Source organism: Ensifer sp. WSM1721, assembly GCF_000513895.2.
Lineage (GTDB): Bacteria > Pseudomonadota > Alphaproteobacteria > Rhizobiales > Rhizobiaceae > Sinorhizobium.
On record NZ_CP165782.1, the window covers coordinates 276,855 to 292,075 of the forward strand.

Here is a 15,221-nt window from a genome sequence, read left to right on the forward strand (position 1 = left end):
TCCCATGGAAAAATACGCTTTCCGCATGCGGCTCAATCCGGGAATGGCCGAGGAGTATAACGCGCGCCACGACGCGATCTGGCCCGAGCTGGTCGCACTCCTGAGGGACGCCGGCATCTCCGACTATTCGATCCATCTCGACGAAGAAACCAACCTGCTCTTCGGTGTTCTCTGGCGGACCGACGATCACAAGATGGCCGACCTGCCATCACATCCGGTGATGCAGAAATGGTGGGCCTACATGGCCGACATCATGGAAACCCGCGCGGATAACGAGCCGGTCGCGGTGCCGCTCAAAACCGTCTTCCACCTGAGCTGATCGGGCCATGAAAACTGTCGCCGTCATCGACATCGGCAAGACGAATGCCAAAGTCGCGCTGGTCGACCTTGATCGCTTCGAGGAAATTGCCGTGCGCAAGACGGCCAACGCGGTGGTCGACGGCGGCCTCTATCCGCATTTCGACACCGAACGGCTGTGGCGTTTCATTCTCGACGGCCTCGGCGCGCTCAATCGCGAGCGACCGGTCGACGCGATTTCCGTGACGACGCATGGCGCGACCGCGGCGCTGCTCGACGAGACGGGCGAACTTGCCTTGCCTGTGCTCGACTACGAGTTCGCCGGGCCGGATGCGCTCGCCGACGACTATGACCGGGCGCGCCCGCCCTTTGCGGAAACCGGCTCGGCGCGCCTGCCGATGGGGCTCAATGTCGGGGTCCAGCTCTTCTGGCAGCAGCGCATGTTTCCGGAGCATTTCGCCCGCGTCGCGACGATCCTCACCTATGCGCAATACTGGTCCTATCGGCTGACCGGAGTGCGGACGAACGAGCTGACCTCGCTCGGCTGTCATACCGACCTCTGGAATCCGAAGGCGGCAAGCTTCTCGGCGATGGTAGAGGAACAGGGCTGGCGCCATCTCTTTGCGCCGGTGCGCAAGGCTGGCGACGTGATCGGCGGGTTGCTGCCGCCGCTGGCGGACGAAACGGGCCTGCCGCGCGGCCTGCCCATCTATTGCGGCATCCACGATTCCAACGCTTCGCTGCTGCCGCATCTCCTGACGCGACGCGCTCCGTTCTCCGTCGTTTCGACCGGAACCTGGGTCGTGATGCTCGCCGTCGGCGGCGACGCAGTGGAACTCGATGAGAGCCGCGATACGCTGGTGAATGTCAACGCGCTCGGCGATCCGGTACCGTCGGCCCGCTTCATGGGCGGCCGCGCCTTTTCGTTGCTCGTCGGCGACAGTCCGCCGCCGGCCTCGCACGAGGCGGAAGCGCGAGTCCTTGCGGCGAAACACATGCTGCTGCCGTCGGTGCCGGGTGGCTCCGGTCCTTTCCCCTCCGCAAATCCGCTTTGGACAACCGGGGAGGAGAAACTCACCCCGTCCGAGCGGCTCGCCGTCGTCTCCTTCCATCTCGCTTTGATGACGGCGACGTGCCTCGATCTCATCGGCGCCAAGGGAGAGATCGTCGTCGAAGGCCCTTTCACCGCGAACGACGCCTATTTGACGATGCTTGCCGCCGCCAGCGGACGGCCGGTCCTTGCCAACAGGCTCAGCAGCACCGGAACCAGCCTCGGTGCGGCCTGCCTCGTCGCGGGCGCCCGCGTCAGAACTGGCGCGGAACCGGTGACGGATGGGATAGGCGAAGTCTATGCCGACTATGCCGGCGAATGGCGCCGCCTGACCGCCGCGCATGTGCATGAGGACGGTCGTCTTTCATAACTCATCTGTGGACCCAGAGTAATGCCAGGCGCGTCATCTCGCGCAACACAAGTGTGGGTTCAAAGAGAGCTTCGAAAGCTGTCAGAATACGGAGTTTCTGCTCGCCGGCCGCCTGTGCTCGAGATTGACGACGATCGAAATCGCAGCCAGTGCGAGTGTTGCGGTGATGATGGCGCTTATCCCAAGAACAATCATTGTTCATTTCCCGTGGCGCACCCTCATGGTGGCGCCCTGTATCTGACGATCGTACTGTACGCGTGGTCCGCGCCATTTACACATCCGTCTCGATACTGGACGGCAAGTAGAACCGCAATACTAAACTCTTGTGATTGAAAACCTGTTGCTTCGCGCCTGTATAGACAGTGCAGAAACAGTGATCGGTAACGCTGTGGTTGAATTTTAGCGATTCCGATTACGGGCCGGGAACCGTTAACCTTCAAGCAAGGAATTAACCATAAACATGGTCCCACACGTCGGAATGGGAAGTTTTTCAGGTTCTTCACCAGGCATGATGCCGCGCCGCCGTACCGGTTCCGGTCCGGTATCCATTTTTCACCGAAATTACGTGTGGGGCGGACGATAACAGACGCTTAGGGCGCGCTGATCTTATCGATTTGGCGTGACCGGCCGCCGGCGGGCGATCCTCCCTCAGGCAATTTCGATTGCGCACTTGAGCGCCGCGCGTCAGTAGCCGGGGATTAGCGTGAAGCAGGAAGCGTCAGAACAGGCAAAAAGGGGCCAGGCCGGCAGCCTGCTGGAGCGCCTGCGCTTTGCCGGTCTCGACGAAGAGACCTGTGCACTCCTTCGCGGTCACCGGCAGGGCCTGTCGCCGCGCATCGAGCTTGCCCTGCGCGAGCTTTTCAACCGCCTGCAAGGCCATCCGGAGGCGGCGCGCCACTTCGAAAGCGATCGCCAGCTCGACCGCCTTCACGACCTGCAGTCATCGCATTGGAACGTACTGACGGACGCTCGTTTCGACGGGCTCTACGCGGAGCGCGTCAAGGTGCTCGCCGACACGGAAGGCCGCATGGGCCTCGACCCGCGCTGGCAGATCGCGAGCCACGCGGTCGTGCTGGAGCATCTTATCGTCGGCGTGATCGAGGACGCCTGGCCGAAATCCCTGCTTCCCTTCGGCAAGGCGCGCAGGAAGGAACTCAGCGACCTCGTCACCGCTCTCGTCCGCGCTGCCTTCGTCGACACCGAGATTGCCGTTTCGCTGCGCTTCAACGCGCTTCGCCAACAGCATCAGCGCCAACTTTCCGAACAGCGCCGGGGCGACGAAACCGAGGTGGCGGCGCTGTTTTCGGACTTCGTCGCGGCTCTTAGCGACGGCAACCTCGCCGCTCGTCTCCCGGAGGACGCGCCGGAGGCCTATCGCCCGATCGTCGCCAGCCTCAATGCGGCATTGACCAAAATCCAGGAAGCACTGCTCTCGGCGGATAAACGCGCCCGCGCGGCCGATACGATCGTCTCGGAGCTGCATGGCAAGGTGAGCGAGCTCTCCGGCAAGATTGGAGGAGAGGCTGAAGCCCTCACTCAGCACGTCGGCGCCCTTGGCGCCGTGACCGAACGCATGCGCTCCGGCTCAATCCGCATCGGCGAGACGGAGGCCAAGGCGAGCGCGACGCGCGTGGCGGTGGAACGGAGCGGTGAGATCGCCGGCCAGGCGATCTCGGCCATGGCCGACATCGAGGCTTCGGCGGAGAAGATCGGCCAGATCATCGGCGTGATCGACGAAATCGCTTTCCAGACCAATCTTCTGGCGCTCAATGCCGGCATCGAGGCGGCGCGCGCCGGCGAGAGCGGACGCGGCTTTGCGGTCGTGGCCCAAGAGGTCCGCGCGCTGGCGCAGCGTTCCGGCGAAGCGGCGCGCGAGATCAAACAACTCGTTAGCGGAACGAAGACCCAGGTCGAGGTCGGCGTCGAGATCGTCGGCCGCACCCAGGATGCGATCAGCAGCATTGCCGAGCAGGTCATCTCCATCAACGAGGCCGTTACCGGCATCGCACGGGATTCGGAATGTCAGGTGAATGATGTTGCCGCGGCAGCGTCCGGCATCGGCGGCATCTCCGAGGCGCTAGGCCGCGGTGCGACGCTCGCCGGCGAGACGGCGGCTTCGTCGGACGATCTTCACAGCGCCATCCTCGAACTCGGGCAGACGATCCGCCGCTTCCGTTTCGAGCGGCAGGCGCGATCCTCGGCAGCGGCCTTCGCCCAATCGCCCGCCCTGCTGCCGGAAACGCACGAAGACGAACTGTTCGGCGATGACGCCGTCTCGGAGCGGCATTTCGCCGGATGGCGGCGCTAGTTGAGGGAACAAAATGGCCAGCAGGAATACCGCTCGAAAAAAGCTGAAGCTCGCTCCGGTCTTGGACTTGAACGAAGCGACGGCGCTGCATGAAAGGCTCCTGGCGCTGAAGGGCGGCGCCGTGACGATCGATGCATCCGCCGTCGAGCGGGTGGGGGCGCTTTGCGTCCAGGTGCTGATGGCTGCCGCCAGAAGCTGGGAAGAGGATCACTTGTCTTTCACCTTTGCCGAGGTGTCGGACGCTTTCATTAAAACGACACAGCTCATCGGCGTGGACGTTGCTCCCCTGATGGCGAAGGAGATTTGAGCCATGAAGAAGAGAGTGCTGACTGTCGATGATTCCCGGACAATCCGGAACATGCTTCTCGTTACCCTCAACAATGCCGGATTCGAAACGATCCAGGCCGAGGATGGCGTCGAGGGGCTCGAAAAACTCGAGGACGCCAACCCGGATGTGATCGTCACGGACATCAACATGCCCCGCCTCGACGGGTTCGGCTTCATCGAGGGCGTACGCAGGAACGACCGCTATCGCGCCGTACCGATCCTCGTGCTGACCACGGAAAGCGACGCGGAGAAGAAGAACCGCGCGCGGCAGGCAGGCGCCACCGGCTGGATCGTCAAGCCGTTCGACCCCACCAAGCTCATCGATGCGATCGAGCGCGTAACGGCCTGAAAATCCGGGGATAGCCTCCAATGGATATGAACGAAATCAAAGAGATTTTCTTCCAGGAATGCGAGGAGCAACTCGCGGAACTGGAGTCGGGTCTCCTTAAGCTCAACGACGGCGACCGCGATCCGGAAACGGTCAATGCCGTCTTTCGTGCGGTCCATTCCATCAAGGGTGGCGCCGGCGCCTTCGGGCTGGATGACCTCGTCTCGTTCGCGCACGTGTTCGAGACGACGCTCGATTGCGTTCGATCCAACAGGCTGGAGCCCAATCAGGAAGTCCTGAAGGTCATGCTGAGATCGGCCGACGTGCTCGCCGACCTCACCAATGCCGCCCGCGACGGCGGCAGCGTCGACGAGGCGCGCAGCCGGCAACTGATCAAGGAACTCGAGGCGCTCGCCAACGGCGAGGTACCGCAAGCCGCCGCCGAACCCGCGCCGAAGGCAGCCCCGCCGGCTGCTGCCGAGCCAGTTCCTCCGGTGAACGAGGAAGGCTTCCAGCCCGTTGCCTTCTCCTTCGAGGAGTTCGAAACGGGCGAAGAGCCGGCGATCGACCTGCCCACTTACGAGATCCTCTTCAGGCCCAAGTCCGATCTCTACGCCAAGGGCAACGACGCGACCTTGCTCCTGCGCGATCTGTCGCGTCTCGGCGAGATGAGCATCCATTGCGACATGGACGACCTGCCGGCGCTCGACCGCATGAACCCGGAGGCGGCCTATTTCGCCTGGAAGATCTCGCTGAAGACCGACAAGGGTGAAGAGGCGATCCGCTCCGTTTTCGAGTTCGCCGAGTGGGACTGCGAGCTCGAGGTGATGCTTGCAGGCGATGAAGCCCAGGCGCACGAAGAACTGCCGATGCAGCCCGTGCCGTTCGATCTCTCCATGCTCGACGAAGAGCCGCGCGCGCCCGTAGAGGAAGAGGACCGGACTGTCGCGGGAGAGCGCAACATTCGTGAATCGGCTGATTCCGCCGCGGAAGGGGCGTCGAACGTCGTGCAGATGACGCCGAGCGCGCGCGCTCCCGCCGAAAACAGCAGGAGCGCGGCGTCGGCCGCAGCACAGTCGGCCGCATCCCAGCAAGCCGCCTCGGCGGCGACGCCGACGATCCGCGTCGACCTCGATCGCGTCGACCGCCTGATCAATCTCGTCGGCGAGCTCGTCATCAATCAGGCGATGCTGTCGCAGAGTGTGATCGAGAACGACGCCAACGGCACGTCGTCGATCAACATGGGTCTCGAGGAGCTGCAGCAGCTCACCCGCGAGATCCAGGACAGTGTCATGGCGATCCGTGCGCAGCCGGTGAAACCGGTCTTCCAGCGCATGTCCCGCATCGTCCGCGAAATCGCCGACATGACCGGCAAGTCCGTTCGTCTCGTCACCGAGGGCGAGAATACGGAAGTCGACAAGACGGTCATCGACAAGCTCGCCGAGCCGCTCACGCACATGATCCGCAACGCGGTCGATCACGGCCTCGAAACACCGGAAAAGCGCATTGCCGCCGGCAAGAACCCGGAAGGCACGGTGCGGCTGACGGCCAAGCACCGCTCCGGCCGCATCGTCATCGAGCTTGCCGACGACGGCGCCGGCATCAACCGTGAGAAGGTGCGGCAGAAGGCGATCGACAACGATCTGATCGCGGCGGATGCGAACCTTTCCGACGAGGAGATCGACAACCTGATCTTCCACGCCGGCTTCTCGACCGCCGACAAGATCTCCGACATCTCCGGCCGCGGCGTCGGCATGGATGTCGTCAAGCGCTCGATCCAGGCGCTCGGCGGCCGCATCAATATCTCCTCGAAGCCCGGGCAGGGCTCGATCTTCACGATGAGCCTGCCGCTGACGCTTGCCGTTCTCGACGGCATGGTGGTGACGGTCGCCAACCAGACGCTCGTCGTGCCGCTGACGGCGATCGTGGAAACGCTGCAGCCGGAGGCTTCAGCGATCCACAGCTTCGGCGCCAGCCAGCGGCTGATCTCGATCCGCAACTCCTTCTGCCCGCTCGTCGATGTCGGCCGCATCCTCAACTTCCGCGCCATCCAGGCGAACCCCGTCGAAGGCGTGGCGCTGCTCGTCGAGTCCGAAGGCGGCGGCCAGCGCGCACTGATGGTGGATGCCATCCAGGGCCAGCGCCAGGTGGTGATCAAGAGCCTCGAGGCGAACTACACGCATGTGCCGGGCATCGCGGCCGCGACCATTCTCGGCGACGGGCGTGTGGCGCTCATTCTCGACGTCGATGCCATCGTCGCCGCATCGCGCGGCCAATCCTTGAAACCTGAAATGTCACTTGCTGCAGCCGGATAATACCTATGACCTATGCCGCAAAAAATCTGACGACTGGCGGACGGGAGCTGATCGCTTTCCGCGTCGGCGACCAGGAATTCTGCGTCAACATCATGTCAGTCCGCGAAATTCGCGGCTGGACGCCGGCAACTCCCATGCCGCACGCGCCCGTCTATGTGCTCGGCGTCATCAATCTGCGCGGCGCCGTGCTGCCGATCATCGATTTCTCTGCTCGCCTCGGCATGAAACCTGCCGAGCCGACGGTCCGGCATGTGATCATCGTCGCTCAGGTGAAGAGCCAGGTAGTCGGACTCCTGGTCGACGCCGTTTCCGATATCCTAACAGTCTCCGATAGCGACATTCAGCCGACCCCGGACATCGCCTCCGATTTCGAAAGAAGTTTCGCGCGCGGCGTGCTGGCGATCGAGGGGCGGATGATTTGCCTCGTCGAACTCGACTCCGTGTTTCCTCACGAAGAAAGGGATGCGGCATGAGAGCCCAGGCCAACGTCGAGCAAAGATTGTCCCCGGACGAATGTCTTGCGAGCGGCGAATATCCGCTCACGCGTCGCGACCTCAACGAGATCGCGGCGATGATCTATGCGGATGCCGGTATCTTTCTCAACGAGTCGAAGGCATCGCTCGTCTATTCGCGGCTCTCGAAACATATCCGCAATCTCGGGCTCAGGGGCTTCCGCGACTATTGCCAGCTCGTCGCTTCACCGGCGGGTGCCGCTGCCCGCCGCGACATGCTCTCGCATCTGACGACGAATTTCACCCGCTTCTTCCGCGAGAACCATCATTTCGAGCATCTGAAGACGGAGGTTCTGCCGGATCTGGTCACGCGCGCGAAAAATGGTGGCCGGGTGCGCATCTGGTCGGCGGCCTGTTCGGACGGCCAGGAGCCCTATTCGATCGCGCTGACGGTGTTGTCGCTGTTGCCGAATGCGGCCGACTACGATTTCCGTATTCTCGCAACCGACATCGACCCGAAGATCCTCGCGCTTGCGCGCGCCGGCGCCTATGACGCGACCGCGCTCGAAACGGTCAACCCCGCCATGCGCAAGCAATGGTTCGACGAGGTCGAGGTCGCCGGTCGCCGCAAGTGGCAGGTCGATGAGCGCGTCAAGCGGCTGATCACCTTCAACGAGCTCAATCTCATGGCGCAATGGCCGCTCAAGGGACCATTCGACGTCATCTTCTGCCGCAACGTGGTGATCTATTTCGACGAGCCGACGCAGATGAAGATCTGGTCGCGCTTTGCCGGCGTGCTCGACACCGGCGGGCATCTTTATATTGGCCATTCGGAGCGCGTGTCGGGGGATGCCAAGGCGCTCTTCGACAATATCGGCATAACCACCTATCGCCATACCGGCAAGTTCCAGGGAGGTCGGGCATGAGTGCTCCCGCACGTGTTCTCGTCGTCGATGACTCGGCCACCATGCGCGGCCTGATCTCGGCCGTGCTCAATGCCGATCCGGACGTGACGGTCGTCGGTCAGGCGGCCGACGCCCTCGAGGCTCGCCAGGCGATCAAACAGCTCGACCCCGATGTCGTGACGCTCGATATCGAGATGCCGAACATGAACGGCCTTGAGTTCCTCGATAAGATCATGCGGCTGAGGCCCATGCCGGTCATCATGGTCTCGACGCTCACTCACAAGGGTGCGGAAGCGACGATCGCCGCGCTCGAGATCGGTGCCTTCGATTGCGTCGGCAAGCCGCATCCGGGAGACCCCAATCCGTTCGGCGGCCTGGTCGAGAAGGTCAAGGCGGCGGCGCGGTCGCAGCGAAAGGCGATGATCACCGGCAACAGGAGTGCCGCACCAGCCGCGCCCGCGGTTTCCGACTATAGGGCAGGGCGCAAGATCATCGCCATCGGCGCCTCGACCGGCGGCGTCGAAGCCTTGATCGCAGTGCTGCAGAAATTTCCGGCCAATTGCCCGCCGACGGTGATTACCCAGCACATGCCGCACACCTTCACCAGGAGCTTTGCCGAAAGGCTGAATCGGCTCTGCGCCCCCACCGTCCAGGAGGCGACCGATGGCGCGCGGCTGGAGATCGGCAAGATCTACCTGGCGCCCGGTGGCGAACGGCATCTGATGGTCACCAACGCCGCCGCGTCCTGCTGCCGGCTTGTCGACCGCGAACCCGTCAACGGACATCGCCCGTCGGTCGACGTCCTGTTCGACTCGGTTGCCGAAGTGGCGGGGCGTAACGCCATCGGCGTCATCTTGACCGGCATGGGCCGCGACGGCGCGTCCGGCCTGCTTAAGATGAGGCATTCCGGAGCGCGCACCTTCGGCCAGAGCGAGAAAAGCTGCGTCGTCTACGGCATGCCGAGGGTCGCCTATGAATTGGGCGCGGTCGAAACACAGCTCCCCCTCGGATCGATCGGGGAGGAAATATTGAAGACGGCGGCAGCGCGAAAAGAAGGAAGCGAATAATGTCCATCGCCGAAAAGATAAAAGTTCTGATCGTCGACGATCAGGTCACGAGCCGCTTGCTCCTGGGTGACGCCCTGCAGCAGCTAGGCTTCAAGCAGATCACCGCCGCCGGTGACGGTGAGCAGGGTATGAAGATCATGGCGCAGAACCCGCACCATCTGGTCATCTCGGATTTCAACATGCCGAAGATGGACGGCCTCGGCCTGTTGCAGGCGGTGCGCGCGAACCCGGCCACCAAGAAAGCGGCCTTCATCATCCTGACCGCCCAGGGCGATCGCGCGCTGGTGCAGAAGGCGGCCGCGCTCGGTGCCAATAATGTTCTCGCCAAGCCATTCACGATCGAAAAGATGAAGGCGGCGATCGAAGCCGTGTTCGGAGCGCTGAAATGATCATGGAGAATGCCGGCAAGCGCGTGCATGTCATTCAGGGCGAGTTCAAGGTCGTCAACGATCCGGATATCGTTCTTTCGACCATTCTCGGCTCCTGTGTGGCCGCCTGCATGCGCGATCCCGTCGCGGGCGTCGGCGGCATGAACCACTTCCTGTTGCCGGGCTCGGCGGCGTCGCCAGGCGGCGATGCCACGCGTTACGGCGTCCATCTCATGGAGCTGCTCATCAACGGTCTTTTGAAGCAGGGCGCGCGTCGCGACCGGCTGGAGGCGAAGATCTTCGGCGGCGCCAGGACGATCGCGCGTTTCTCGAATGTCGGGGAGCAGAATGCCGCCTTTGCGCGCCAGTTCCTGATGGATGAGGGCATCCGCATCGTCGGCGAAAGCACCGGCGGCGAGCATGGGCGCAAGCTCGAATACTGGCCTTCCTCGGGGCGCGCGCGCCAATATGCGCTCACGGGCGTGGAAGCCCAGCGCGCGATCCAGATGGATCAGCGGCCTGTGCCCGTGCCGAAGCCCGCGGAAAGTTCGATCGAATTCTTTTGAGCATGCCGCCTTTACCGCCAGGCGAACCGAAACGCGTCCCCAAGCCACGTGAGAGAGACGATGCAGATTGACTATAACCCTACGCCTCACGCGGAAGAATCCTTGCCGGACGTGCTGATGCGCATCGTCACCGAGCTTCATGACGTCGCCTACCTCATCGAACGCATCGAGCCCCAACTCCTCGATGGCGCAACATCCGCGGATGCGGCCGACAAGATGATGGTGCTCCAGGGCATCGACCTTGCGGTTCAGAAGACGCGCGGGCTCGCCGAATTCATCGACACGATCACCGCATCCATCCCCGACGACTGGCTGGTCGATATCAGCACGGCCGTCAATCTGGTCAAGCTTGCCGACATGAAGAGGGCACTTGCCAGCGGCATGCTGCGCCACGGACACTCGCAGCCGCTGACGAAAGTCGCGGGCGATTTCGAGGCGTTCTGACGATAGGTGTTGCCGCCTGTAGCCCTCTCTGCAGCTGCGGAGTCCCCGCGCAACAGCTCGCCCGATCCCTGCACTTCGTCAAGTTCGCGCAAGTTTCGCCGCCTAGCTTCGCATCGGGGCTGGTAGATTCGCGTGTATCGACGATCGGCTGAGCGCAGGCCGAGACCCAGCAAACCCGAATGTTGGAGCTGCGCATGGCGCCGGCCGGATAGACGGATCGGTTGCCCTGCGATACTGGGTGCGGAAACAGAATGAATCTGTTCGATCAATTCTCGGCGTTCACGAAAAATCTGAGCAGTCTCGGGCAGGGCAAGCTGATTGCGCTGGCTGTGGCCGGTATCGTGGCGATCGGCTTCGTCCTCGGCGCCGGCATTTACGTCAACAGGCCGGCCTTTGAGACGCTCTATGTCGGGCTCGAGCGCAGCGACGTCACCCAGATCAGCATAGCGCTTGCCGAGGCCAATATCGATTTCGAGGTTGGTACCGACGGCGGCAGCATCCAGGTGCCCGTCGGCATGAACGGCAAGGCCCGCCTGCTGCTTGCCGAGCGCGGTCTGCCGAGCAGTGCCAGTGCCGGTTACGAACTCTTCGACAATGTCGGTTCGCTGGGGCTCACCTCCTTCATGCAGGAAGTGACGCGCCTTCGCGCGCTCGAAGGCGAAATCGCCCGCACGATTCAGCAAATATCCGGCATCGCCGCCGCGCGCGTCCACATCGTCATGCCGGAGCGCGGCAGTTTCCGGAAAGCCGAACAGACGCCGACGGCGTCGGTGATGATCCGCGCGAGCGCCACGGTCGGCCGAAACGCCGCCGCCTCGATCCGCCATCTGGTCGCATCGTCGGTGCCGGGGCTCGATGTCGACGACGTGACCGTGCTCGATTCGACCGGCCAGCTTCTCGCCTCCGGCGACGATCCGGCGAACAGCGCCCTCAACCAGTCGCTCGGCGTTGTCCAGAACGTGCAGAGCGATCTCGAGAAAAAGATCGACAATGCGCTGGCGCCCTTCCTCGGCATGGACAATTTCCGCACCAGCGTCACCGCCGAGCTCAACACCGACGCGCAGCAGATCCAGGAAACCGTCTTCGACCCCGAATCGCGGGTCGAGCGCTCCACGCGGGTGATCAAGGAAGAGCAGAAGTCCAGTCAGCAGCAGCCGGACAATGCCGCAACCGTGCAGCAGAACATTCCTCAGGCGGCGCCGCGCGGTGGCGCCGGACCGCAGTCGAGCGATGAGGCGGCGAAAAAGGAAGAGCAGACGAATTACGAGATCAACAGCAAGACGATCGCCACCGTCAAGAACAGCTATTCGATCGAGCGATTGTCGATTGCTGTCGTCGTCAATCGCGGCCGGCTTGCGGCCATGGTCGGCGAGGCGGCCGATCAGGCCAAGATCGACGCCTACCTCAAGGAAATGCAGGGGATCGTGTCCTCGGCCGCTGGCGTCGATCCGAGCCGGGGCGACGTCGTCACGCTCAATGCGATGGATTTCGTCGAGACGCAACTGCTGGATCAGGCGGTCCCGGGGCCGGGCATCATGGAAATGCTGACGCGCAACCTCGGCGGCATCATCAACGCGCTGGCTTTCGTCGCCGTGGCCTTCCTGGTCGTCTGGATGGGCATGCGGCCGCTTGCGCGTCAGTTGGGCTTCGGCGGCAAGGCCGGTCAGCTCGAAGGCGAAGCCGCCGGTCTGGAGCTGCCGGATTTCTCGCCCGCCGGTGCCGGTGCGGGAGGCGCCCTCATGGAGGGCTTCGGTTCCGACTTCGGCTTCGATGGCGCGGACGACCTGCTCAATCTTGGCGACGAAAGCAGCTTCAACCGCCGCGTCAAGGAAGGACCGGAACGGCGGCTGGCGCGGATGGTGGAAATCAGCGAGGAGCGCGCCGCGAAAATCTTGCGCAAATGGGCCCTCGACCGCGCCGCCTGACGCAAGTCGCGACGGAAAAGAGATCCCGCCCTGGAGGCGGGATTTCTCTTTTGAGGGTATTCGGAAGATGGGCCTTGCTTTCGGCCCGCTTCGCGTTGGCGCCTGCGCTGCCACCTTGCGCGGATAGTGCAACGTAACTGACGCGGTGAATATTGGCGAAGTCTAATAGATTTCGGCGCTGGCGCGGCGGCATCCGCGATAAGAATCCATGTTGCGCGTCGGAGTCATGGTCCCTGCATTCCTCACACAACTTAATAGAAATTTAACGCTTTTAGATTCGAGAGCGCTGATGCCGCCCGGGTGGGGCAGCCGATTACTGGCCGTTGTTTGCAGCTCTCGAGGTGTCCAGTAAATATAACTTTGGATGGATGAAATATAATTTCGTGTCGAGTTCCCGTTATTCCTCATGTTGCTGTGATTTCTGCGTGGTGGATTTGATGCATTTTGGCAACAGCGGAGACCTTAAAGTAATGTTGCGCGTTATCATTTCGAAGCGTTTGATGTGCGCGACGGCGTCTGCGCCGCAAGAAGCGCCTCGCTTTGCTTCTTATGGACACCGCATTCCAGCCCGAACCGCAAGGCGCAGCGGTGCAGTGAAGTTTCAGAAAACCACTAAATATCAGGTAATTGCTCAACTCTATTCCGCTCCGGAGAGTCATGTTTTCGATCGGAGAGCGATGGCGGGATGCGAGATTCCTTCGCGGCGAGATGCGCAAGTAAACGGCCGACAGGCGCCCGTGTCATTTGGGGGGAAGCGATGTACAGTTTAGCAATTGATTCGCGTCCTGACTTGCGAGTGGTGGCACAGATACCGGGTTGGACCGGCAGCGCAAAATCAAGGGCGGTGAATCGGGGCACGGGGGCTGAAAGTCATGGAGATGTCGCGGGTTGACGCAGTCTGGTCTTTTGAGACCGCTGTGTCGCGGGTGTCTGGTCGGGGAATTTCGCGGGAACAATTGATCCGAAGGCTCGAGGAGCTGGCTGGGCGCAGCGGCCTCGGCAGCGGACTGGCGGCGCTGACGGAATATGTCGGCGCAACGCACTACCTTCTCGCCCGCCATGATCCTTCCCAGGATGGTGGGCTTGATTTTGTCGTCTGCTCTGACTGGCCTTTCGATATCGTCCGGCGCCTGTCGGGCATCGTCGCCGGACTGAATGCGAAGACGACGGAACTGGAAAAGTGCCTCGCCGTCCTCCAGCCCACATTCCAAACGGTGCCCGACGACATCGATCTGCCGCGTGGCGTCAGCCGGACCTATTGCGCCGTCACCTTCAACGTGGGGCGATCCCGGTTCTCCCTGATGCTCCTGTTTCCCGCGGACGTCATTCTCTCGCAGGAGGCGCTGCGCGACGTCGCCGTCTTGGCGGGCTATGTCGCAAGCCTGAAGACCGAAGTCGGAATCCGCCAGGATCGGGAGTGCGAACTGACCGAGCGCGAACTCGAATGCCTTTTCTGGATCGCTGAAGGCAAGACGAGCGAGGAGATTGCCGTCATCCTCGGCATCTCCCGCAACACGATCAACAACTACATCACCAGCGTGATGCGGAAGACGGCGACGCGCACGAGATCGGAAGCGATCGCCCACGCGGTGCGCAACAATCTCGTTTAGGAGTGACGAGGATGTCCTATTTCGTGATGGAAGATGGCGACGACGCCGGCCGATCGGGCCGAAACGGGCGCGCGGCGCGGGCCGCAACCCTGGTGACGCGGCTGCAGGCGATGCAGCGGCAGATCAACGCAAAGAATTTCGCCGTCCTGCGCATCAACGGAAGGGGCATGCCGGCGGCGCGCAAGCTCACCTGCGTCCTCCATAATTGGGGCGTCGCCTCGGAAGCGAACGCACATGATCTGATCAAGGTCTACGGCGACGAACTGCTTCAGCATCTCGATCGTTCGCTGTTGCCCGTGCTCTGGGACGGGCAGGGCGAGCACCAGGCCGCCGAAACAACCGATTTCCGTCAATTCACGCGGCGGCTGGAGGGGCGGAAGCTCTCCTATTCGGGGATCGCCTTTCCGATACGGCTCGGCGCTCAGGGCAATGGCTATGTCGTCTTTGCGGGAAGCTACCTCGACGCCTCGGGCGAACAGATCGTCGACCTGCACGGCCGCAGCGCGCACATCATGACCGACATGCTCGCGGCAGACGAGAAACGCTTCTTCAAGGCCGAGGCCCTGAGCGATCGCGAGATCGCCTGCCTGCAGATGGCGGGCGACGGTCATATCAGCGAGGAGATTGCCGAAAAGATGGGCCTTTCCGTGCACACGGTGAACGCCTATCTCGGCGCGGCGACGACGAAGCTCGATTCCGTCAACCGGATCCAGGCGATCGCCAAGGCGATACGCCTCGGTTACATCAGCTAACAGCGGCTGTTCATCAAATTCGCCTTCATGCCGGTCACCTTCTCCCCGCAAGCGGGGGTGAGGGGGACGCGCGGCAGCGCTTCGCTTGAGTCCCTCTCCCCGCGCGGGGCGTGGGCGGGGAGAGGGTTAGGGGGCA

At 62.7% G+C, this 15,221-nt stretch carries 15 protein-coding genes; all 15 read left to right on the top strand.

The features are described from left to right. The first annotated feature begins 4 nt into the window (after positions 1 to 4). The 15 genes from rhaM (at position 5) to visR (ending at position 15,085) form a co-directional block, all read left to right on the top strand. The gene (gene rhaM, locus M728_RS01245) at positions 5 to 319 is read left to right on the top strand and encodes an L-rhamnose mutarotase (RefSeq protein WP_026618224.1); all 315 of its coding nucleotides are present in this window, start codon (positions 5 to 7) and stop codon (positions 317 to 319) included. Positions 320 to 326: 7 nt separating this feature from the next. Next, the gene (locus tag M728_RS01250; RefSeq protein WP_026618225.1) at positions 327 to 1,718 is read left to right on the top strand and encodes an FGGY-family carbohydrate kinase; all 1,392 of its coding nucleotides are present in this window, start codon (positions 327 to 329) and stop codon (positions 1,716 to 1,718) included. 703 nt (positions 1,719 to 2,421) lie between these two features. After that, positions 2,422 to 4,026: a globin-coupled sensor protein gene (locus M728_RS01255; protein WP_026618226.1), complete on the top strand. Its 1,605-nt coding sequence runs from the start codon at positions 2,422 to 2,424 to the stop codon at positions 4,024 to 4,026. A 13-nt stretch (positions 4,027 to 4,039) separates the two neighbouring features. Beyond that, positions 4,040 to 4,333: an STAS domain-containing protein gene (locus tag M728_RS01260; protein WP_026618227.1), complete on the top strand. Its 294-nt coding sequence runs from the start codon at positions 4,040 to 4,042 to the stop codon at positions 4,331 to 4,333. Positions 4,334 to 4,336: 3 nt separating this feature from the next. Continuing rightward, positions 4,337 to 4,702: a response regulator gene (locus M728_RS01265; RefSeq protein ID WP_026613245.1), complete on the top strand. Its 366-nt coding sequence runs from the start codon at positions 4,337 to 4,339 to the stop codon at positions 4,700 to 4,702. Between the two features lie 20 nt (positions 4,703 to 4,722). Beyond that, a complete protein-coding gene (locus M728_RS01270) occupies positions 4,723 to 6,996 on the top strand; it encodes a chemotaxis protein CheA (RefSeq protein WP_026618228.1) in 2,274 nt (757 codons plus the stop codon). A 5-nt stretch (positions 6,997 to 7,001) separates the two neighbouring features. Then, positions 7,002 to 7,469 (top strand): chemotaxis protein CheW, encoded by a 468-nt coding sequence (locus M728_RS01275; protein WP_026618229.1) that lies wholly within the window; start codon positions 7,002 to 7,004, stop codon positions 7,467 to 7,469. Further along, on the top strand, positions 7,466 to 8,374 hold the full coding sequence (gene cheR, locus M728_RS01280) for a protein-glutamate O-methyltransferase CheR (RefSeq protein WP_026618230.1): 909 nt from the start codon (positions 7,466 to 7,468) through the stop codon (positions 8,372 to 8,374). The genes M728_RS01275 and cheR overlap by 4 nt, the downstream gene beginning before the upstream one ends. Further along, complete coding sequence (locus M728_RS01285; protein WP_026618231.1) at positions 8,371 to 9,420, top strand: chemotaxis response regulator protein-glutamate methylesterase; 1,050 nt, start codon at positions 8,371 to 8,373, stop codon at positions 9,418 to 9,420. Before cheR ends, M728_RS01285 begins: the two co-directional genes overlap by 4 nt. After that, a complete protein-coding gene (locus M728_RS01290) occupies positions 9,420 to 9,809 on the top strand; it encodes a response regulator (protein ID WP_026618232.1) in 390 nt (129 codons plus the stop codon). Before M728_RS01285 ends, M728_RS01290 begins: the two co-directional genes overlap by 1 nt. After that, positions 9,806 to 10,354, top strand: a complete 549-nt coding sequence (cheD, locus tag M728_RS01295) for a chemoreceptor glutamine deamidase CheD (protein ID WP_026618233.1) — start codon at positions 9,806 to 9,808, stop codon at positions 10,352 to 10,354. The genes M728_RS01290 and cheD overlap by 4 nt, the downstream gene beginning before the upstream one ends. 60 nt (positions 10,355 to 10,414) lie before the next feature. Next, positions 10,415 to 10,798 (top strand): hypothetical protein, encoded by a 384-nt coding sequence (locus tag M728_RS01300; RefSeq protein ID WP_026618234.1) that lies wholly within the window; start codon positions 10,415 to 10,417, stop codon positions 10,796 to 10,798. Between the two features lie 251 nt (positions 10,799 to 11,049). Then, entirely contained in the window at positions 11,050 to 12,723 is a 1,674-nt protein-coding gene (gene fliF, locus M728_RS01305) for a flagellar basal-body MS-ring/collar protein FliF (RefSeq protein ID WP_026618235.1), read from the top strand. Positions 12,724 to 13,595: 872 nt separating this feature from the next. Continuing rightward, positions 13,596 to 14,333 (top strand): transcriptional regulator VisN, encoded by a 738-nt coding sequence (gene visN / locus M728_RS01310; protein WP_026618236.1) that lies wholly within the window; start codon positions 13,596 to 13,598, stop codon positions 14,331 to 14,333. 11 nt (positions 14,334 to 14,344) lie between these two features. Further along, positions 14,345 to 15,085, top strand: coding sequence for a transcriptional regulator VisR (gene visR, locus M728_RS01315; protein ID WP_026618237.1), 741 nt, complete (start codon positions 14,345 to 14,347; stop codon positions 15,083 to 15,085). Positions 15,086 to 15,221: the final 136 nt, after the last annotated feature.

Bases quoted from the DNA above. Each gene is read 5' to 3' on its own strand.
- cheD (WP_026618233.1), top strand. From the start codon at position 9,806: ATGATCATGGAGAATGCCGGCAAGCGCGTGCATGTCATTCAGGGCGAG.
- M728_RS01300 (WP_026618234.1), top strand. From the start codon at position 10,415: ATGCAGATTGACTATAACCCTACGCCTCACGCGGAAGAATCCTTGCCG.
- M728_RS01250 (WP_026618225.1), top strand. From the start codon at position 327: ATGAAAACTGTCGCCGTCATCGACATCGGCAAGACGAATGCCAAAGTC.
- M728_RS01290 (WP_026618232.1), top strand. From the start codon at position 9,420: ATGTCCATCGCCGAAAAGATAAAAGTTCTGATCGTCGACGATCAGGTC.
- M728_RS01285 (WP_026618231.1), top strand. From the start codon at position 8,371: ATGAGTGCTCCCGCACGTGTTCTCGTCGTCGATGACTCGGCCACCATG.
- rhaM (WP_026618224.1), top strand. From the start codon at position 5: ATGGAAAAATACGCTTTCCGCATGCGGCTCAATCCGGGAATGGCCGAG.
- M728_RS01265 (WP_026613245.1), top strand. From the start codon at position 4,337: ATGAAGAAGAGAGTGCTGACTGTCGATGATTCCCGGACAATCCGGAAC.
- M728_RS01275 (WP_026618229.1), top strand. From the start codon at position 7,002: ATGACCTATGCCGCAAAAAATCTGACGACTGGCGGACGGGAGCTGATC.
- fliF (WP_026618235.1), top strand. From the start codon at position 11,050: ATGAATCTGTTCGATCAATTCTCGGCGTTCACGAAAAATCTGAGCAGT.
- visN (WP_026618236.1), top strand. From the start codon at position 13,596: ATGGAGATGTCGCGGGTTGACGCAGTCTGGTCTTTTGAGACCGCTGTG.
- cheR (WP_026618230.1), top strand. From the start codon at position 7,466: ATGAGAGCCCAGGCCAACGTCGAGCAAAGATTGTCCCCGGACGAATGT.
- visR (WP_026618237.1), top strand. From the start codon at position 14,345: ATGTCCTATTTCGTGATGGAAGATGGCGACGACGCCGGCCGATCGGGC.
- M728_RS01270 (WP_026618228.1), top strand. From the start codon at position 4,723: ATGGATATGAACGAAATCAAAGAGATTTTCTTCCAGGAATGCGAGGAG.
- M728_RS01260 (WP_026618227.1), top strand. From the start codon at position 4,040: ATGGCCAGCAGGAATACCGCTCGAAAAAAGCTGAAGCTCGCTCCGGTC.